Annotated in this window: 3 protein-coding genes and 1 pseudogene; 2 read left to right on the forward strand and 2 right to left on the reverse strand. The window is 72.0% G+C overall.

Annotation, left to right across the window (positions count from 1 at the left end; translation table 11 throughout):
- Window positions 1-45: 45 nt before the first annotated feature.
- Both OJ997_RS26770 and OJ997_RS26775 read right to left on the reverse strand, forming a co-directional pair.
- Window positions 46-1,191: a cysteine desulfurase-like protein gene (locus tag OJ997_RS26770; protein ID WP_270028363.1), complete on the reverse strand. Its 1,146-nt coding sequence runs from the start codon at window positions 1,189-1,191 to the stop codon at window positions 46-48.
- Window positions 1,188-1,583 carry an NUDIX hydrolase gene (locus tag OJ997_RS26775; protein ID WP_270028364.1) on the reverse strand — a complete coding sequence of 132 codons (396 nt, stop codon included), beginning with the start codon at window positions 1,581-1,583 and terminating at the stop codon, window positions 1,188-1,190. The genes OJ997_RS26770 and OJ997_RS26775 overlap by 4 nt, the downstream gene beginning before the upstream one ends.
- A gap of 103 nt (window positions 1,584-1,686) precedes the next feature.
- Here OJ997_RS26775 and OJ997_RS26780 point away from each other — a divergent pair, with 103 nt between their 5' ends.
- Both OJ997_RS26780 and OJ997_RS26785 read left to right on the forward strand, forming a co-directional pair.
- Window positions 1,687-5,061, forward strand: a complete 3,375-nt coding sequence (locus OJ997_RS26780; protein ID WP_270028365.1) for a M36 family metallopeptidase — start codon at window positions 1,687-1,689, stop codon at window positions 5,059-5,061.
- 202 nt (window positions 5,062-5,263) lie between these two features.
- Window positions 5,264-6,015, forward strand: a pseudogene (locus tag OJ997_RS26785) (hypothetical protein); the annotation flags it as partial.

The following is a 6,015-nucleotide window of genomic DNA, read 5'->3' on the forward strand; positions in this document are numbered from 1 at the left end:
GTACCGCTAAGTGACGGTAATGAGAACCGCCACCGTGTCGATTTCCTAACCCGCCAGTTCGGCCACCGCGGCGAGGAGCCGCTCGGTGTCCGACGCGTCGTTGTAGTGCAGGAACCCGGCCCGGATGCCGCCGTGCGGGGCGAGGCCGAGCACGCGCTCGAGCTCCCACGCGTAGTAGTTGCCGTTCCACACCGAGATCTCACGCTCAGCTAGAGCCTTAGCCACGACGTCCGGGTGATGGCCCTCGACGGTGAACATCAGCGTGGGGGCGCGGTCGGCGGCGTCGCCGTAGAGCGTCACGTGGTCCATCGCCTTCAGGCCCTCGAGCGCCTGGGCCATCAGGCCCTCCTCGTGCGCGCGGACCTGGTCGAAGTCCAGCTCGAGCATGTACTCGGCGGCCGCGCGCACGCCCGCGAGCGACTCGAACGGCAGCGTGCCGAGCTCCCAGCGGTCGGGCGCCTCGTCCGGCGCCGGGTTGAGCTTGTCGGGGTGAAAGGCGGACAGCAGCTCCGGGCTGGCGCAGAGCACGGACACGTGCGGGCCGAACCACTTGTAGGCCGAGCAGGCGAGCACGTCGGCGCCGATCGTCGCGAGGTCGTAGCGCCGGTGCGGGGTGGCGTGGACGGCGTCGATGTAGACCTTCGCGCCGACGGCGTGCGCGGCGGCGACGATCCCGTCGAGGTCAGGCACGGTGCCGACCGCATTCGAGGCGGCGGTGACCGCGACCCACTTGGTGCGCTCGCTCAACACGGCCTCGACCGCGGAGGCGGGCAGCTCCAGCGTGCCCTCGGTGGGCTCGGCGAATTTGACCGTCACGCCCGCGCGCTCGGCGGCGATCACCCACGGGCGCACGTTGGAGTCGTGGTCCAGGCGCGTGCAGACGATCTCGTCGCCCGGCTCGAGCCCGCGCACGACGGTGGCCGCGAAGCGCATCGTGGTCGCGGTGAAGCTCGGGCCGAAGAAGATGCCCTCCGGGTCGCCGCCGAGCAGGGTCGCGCACGCGGAGCGCGTGCTCGCGACGAGCTCGTCGGTGGCGATCGCCTGCTTGAACGCGCCGCCGTGGTTGGCCATCGAGCCCGAGCGCATGAAGTCGGACATGGCGTCGATCACGCTGTCGAGCACCTGGCTGCCGGCGGCGCCGTCCAGGCGCGCCCAGCCGTCCGACAGGCCGGGGAAGCGGTCACGGTTCATGACTGGGCGATCTCCTCGGCGAGCTCGATGTCGTGGTCGTAGGACAGGACGTGCGAGGCCTGGACGGGATCGAGCCAGCGCAGCTCGTCGACCTCGTCGTTGGGCTCGAAGTCGCCGCTCTCGACCTCCATCAGCCAGTAGCGGACGGCCTTCGAGCGACCCTTGCGGTCGTCGTAGTAGACGGGGGAGAGCTCCTCGCCGAGCGTGCAGCGCAGCCCGGTCTCCTCCCACACCTCACGCAGCGCGCACTCCTCCCAGGTCTCACCCGGATCGAGCTTGCCCTTCGGCAGCGACCAATCGTCGTAGCGGGGACGATGGACGACCGCGATCGCGCCATCCTCGCGGCGGATGACCCCACCCGCGGCCTTGACCTCTGCCTCTTCCGGCTGCATGGCGCGCCATCCTGGCAGAACATTGGCCATTTGTCGGGGTCGTGTTCTCAGGTTGCCCGTCTAGATTCGGCGCATACGCCGTGGAGGGCTGATCGGGGTGGTGGTGCTGGCGGCGCTCGCGCTGCCTGCGTCCGCGCGCGCGGACGTGGAGCTGGACCCCGCCACGGACACGGTGCGCGTCGCCGCGAACCTCGACGGGACGCTGACCGCGCCCGCCCCCGGCACGGCGGCGGCGATCGGCCTCCGGTACGTGCGCGAGCACCGCGCCGCGTTGGGCCTGAACGCCGCTGACCTCGAGACGCTCGGCGACCCGACGGTCGAGACGTTCGCCGGCATCCGCCAGGTGCGCTGGCCGCAGGCGGTCGACGGGATCGAGGCCGCCGACGCGGAGCTGCGCGTGAACGTGACCGACGACGGCCGCGTGCTGAGCGTGCTCGGCTCGCCCTCGTCGGACCTGCCGACGGACACCACGCCGCGCCTGGCGAAGCCCGACCCGGACGCCGAGCTGACGATCTACGACGATCGGCTGGCGTACCGCTACGAGGACGAGGTCGCGCCCGACGCGATCTACGACGTGATCACGGACGCCGACACCGGCCGTGTGCTGCGCAAGACGAACCTCGTCAAGTCGGTGGACGCGGAGGTCTGGGACCTGCACCCCTCGGACACGGTCGATCCCCATCTGTTCGACATCGGCCCGTGGCTGAGCACGCCGACCAGCACCCGGCTCTTCAGCCAGTGGATGCACGTGTACTCGGACGTGAACGACAACAACGCCGCCGACAGCACCGAGGAGGTCGTGCCGGGGACGTACCCGGCGACGTTGATCACGACCGGCGGCGCCTGCACGCCGGCCAAGCCGTGCACGTGGACCGCCATCAACCCGCAGCTGAACCGTGAGCAGAACGCGGTGCAGGCGTTCTACCTCGCGAACCGCTTCCGCGAGCACCTGCGGGACGCGGTCGGCTTCGACTTCGGCACCGACCGGCTCCTGCTGGAGACCAACGACGGCGGCGGGACCAACAACGCGAACATGTACACGCCGCCCGCGGGCCGGTCGCCGCGGATGCAGATGTACCGCTGGTCGAGCACGCGCTTCCGCACCATGAACAGCGGCGACGACGCTTCGATCCTCTTCCACGAGTACGCGCACGGGCTGACGAACCGGCTCGTCAAGTACCCCGACGGCGTCGGCGCGCTGAGCTCGTGGCAGGCGGGCGCGATGGGCGAGGGCTGGAGCGACTTCTACGCCAAGGACTTCATCGTCTCCAGCGGGCTCGAGAACGACTCGACGACGCCGGGCGAGATCCACATGGGCGAGTACACCGACGCGCTGCCGAACTCGATCCGCAGCAGCGCGCTCGACTGCCCGGCCGGCAGCGGCGGCAGCTGCCCCGGCTACACGTACGGCGACTTCGCGCACGTCACCAGCGGGCCCGAGGTCCACTACGACGGCGAGATCTGGGCGCAGACGCTGTGGGACGTGCGGACCGAGATCGGCTCCAGCGACGCGCTGCGCCTCATCACCGCAGCGCTGAAGCTCTCCCCGCCCGAGCCGTCGTTCCTGGACATGCGCAACGCGATCCTGCTGGCCGCGGCCGCCGATCCCGCGGCGCTGCGGGCGAAGCTCTGGGCCGTGTTCGCCAAGCGCGGGATGGGCTTCTATGCGAGCGCGACGGACGGCGCCGACATCGCGCCGGTGGAGGACGACAGCCTCCCGCCGGTCGCGGGCACGCCGCTCGGCACCCTCACGGGCACGGTCGTCGACGCCGCCGGGAACCCGGTGGTCGACGCCACCGTCAGCATCGGCGGGGTGCTCACGGCCAAGACGAACTCGGCCGGTCAATACACGCTCGCGAACACGCCGGTCCGCACGTACGAGCACGTCATCGTCACCGCCGCGGGCTACGACCGGACGGTGCTCGAGGACGTCGCGGTCCCGGGCGTGGCGGACGCCACCATCCGCCGCAACTGGGCGATCGGCGCGACGCTGCGCTCGACGGCGGGCAGCGAGAACGCCGAGATGGGCTGCGGGCCCAAGCAGGCCTTCGACGGCGTCCCGGGCAGCACGTGGTCGACGTCCCAGCCGGGCGGCGACAAGGAGCTCGTCCTGCAGCTGCCGGAGCCGATCAACGTCACCGGCTTCGGCGTCGACCCCGGCGCGGGCTGCGGGGACACCGAGAGCTCTTCGACGGCGCAGTTCCAGATCGCGGTCGGGCCGAGCGCGACCGGGCCATGGACCGACGTTGCGGTCACCGGCACGCTGACCGCGGCGGATCGCCACGTGATGAAGGTGTTCCCGACCACCCGCAGCAACGTCACGTTCGTCCGGATGCTGCCGATGAGCACCCAGACCGCGAACGTGGACTACATCGACCTGTCCGAGTTCGCCGTCTACGGCACGCAGGTCGGCGCGCGGCTCGTGACCACGCCGGCCGCGAACGCCGCGAGCCGGACGGCGACGTTCACGTTCGCCGGCGGGACGGGTTACCAGTGCCAGTGGGACGCCGGCGCGTTCGAGCCGTGCGTGTCACCGGCGACAAGGACGATGAGCGAGGGCGCGCACACCTTCACGCTGCGGGCGAGCGACGACCCGACGGACATCTCGTACGCGTGGACGGTGGACACCGTCGCGCCGACGGTGGCGATCTCAGGTGCCTCCGTGAGCGACGACGTGGCCACGTTCACGTTCGCCGCGACCGACGCCACGGCGCTCACGTACCGGTGCACCTTCGACGGGTCGACGGCGCCGTGCGCCTCGCCCGCCTGGTACGCCGGGCTCGGCGACGGGACGCACAACTTCCAGGTCACCGCGACCGACGCGGCGGCCAACGCGGCGTCCGCGTCCCGGTCCGTGACCGTCGACGTGACCGCACCGGAGACCACGATCAGCTGGGCGCCGCCGCCGATCCTCACCACGCGCGACTTCACGTTCGCGTTCGGGGCGAGCGAGCCGTCGACGTTCGTCTGCTCGGTCGACGGCGTGCCGGCGCAGCCGTGCACGAGCCCGCTCGCACTGACCGGGCTCGCGGAGGGCGCGCACAGCCTGGAGGTGACCGCGGTCGACGCCTCCGGCCGGGCCGATCCGACTCCCGCGCGCAGCGACTTCACCGTGGTCATCCCGGGTCTGCCACCGGCGCCGAACCCGACGCCGACCGCCACGGCGACCCCGCGTCCGCCGCTGCCGCCGCTGGCGCTCGCTTCCGCGACGGCCGCGAAGACCGTGTCGAAGAAGACCGGGCGCGTGAAGGTCACGCTGCGCGGCACCCGCGGGGCGACGGTCACCGTGCGGGCGAAGCTCGGCTCGCGGGTGGTCGGGAAGACGACCAAGACGCTGCGCGGCACGTCGCTGGCGTTCCAGCTTGCGCTTGACAAGAAGCGGCTCACGGTCGGCAAGACGGTCACGGTCACGCTCACGGGCAAGGGGTCCGGAATGGCCACTGGGACCCGAACGCTCAAAATCCGGGTCAACCGCTGACGTCAGCGTCCGGACTTCCGGCGCCTGGCCGGACGTCCAGCGCGGCCCTCGGACGTGCGTCCAGAGGGCTCAAAAAGTCACCCCGGCGTCCGAATTTGTGCGTACAGTCGCCGCTCTGCCTGTCCAGCAGCCCGATCAGCGGATTCTCTTTGCACGCCAGCGACGCTGGATTCGTGTCGCTGCGTCCTGCGCGCTCGGCAGCATGCTGCTGCTCTACGTCACCCCGATCGCGCAGGCCGCCCCGGGTGACCAGGCCGACCCGCCGCTTCCCGGCGTCGTCAGCCCGCAGCTGACGTTCCCTCAGTACGAGCCGCCTAAACCGAATCCTTCCGACGAGCGGGAAACGTCGGCCGAAGAGCCCAAGGTCGAGGACGCCGAGCCCGCGGAGCAGCCCGCCGAGCCGGCCCCGCAGCCCCCGCAGACGGCGCCCGCGCAGACGCAGGAGCAGGCGCCCGCGCAGCCCCAGCCGGCCGCGCCCGCCGAGCAGCCCGTCGTCGACAAGGACGACTACGCCGTCGAGAAGCCCGCGCCGGCCGAGTCCGAGGAGGACGAGGCCCCGCTGACCGACCGCGACGAGTCGAGCCCGATGGCGCCGATGTCGAGCGACCAGGTCACCCAGGGCCACCGCCAGGCCGCCCCGGACCCGCTCGCCGAGGCCGCCCCGCAGCCCGCCGTCTCCCTCACCGAGACCCAGCAGCTGCTCGAGAAGGCCGCGACCGCGCCGACCCCGACGCCCGTCCCGGTCACCCCGGCCCCGGCCCCGGCCACCGCCGCGGTCGTCGCGCCGGTCACCACGAGCGACGCCCCCGTCGCCGCGGCGAGCACCGCCGCGTCGTCGGACGCCGCCGCGCCCGCGGGCGAGTCCGCGTCCGCTGGCAAGGCTCCCTCGGGTGCCGCCGCCGGACGCATGTGCCACGGCCGGCACGAGCAACGCCGCGGCGAGCGGGAGTGTGA

This window comes from Solirubrobacter phytolaccae, from assembly GCF_027587195.1.
Taxonomy (GTDB): domain Bacteria; phylum Actinomycetota; class Thermoleophilia; order Solirubrobacterales; family Solirubrobacteraceae; genus Solirubrobacter; species Solirubrobacter phytolaccae.

Coding starts and splice junctions, on each gene's coding strand:
- OJ997_RS26770 (WP_270028363.1), bottom strand. CDS start 1,191: ATGAACCGTGACCGCTTCCCCGGCCTGTCGGACGGCTGGGCGCGCCTG.
- OJ997_RS26775 (WP_270028364.1), bottom strand. CDS start 1,583: ATGCAGCCGGAAGAGGCAGAGGTCAAGGCCGCGGGTGGGGTCATCCGC.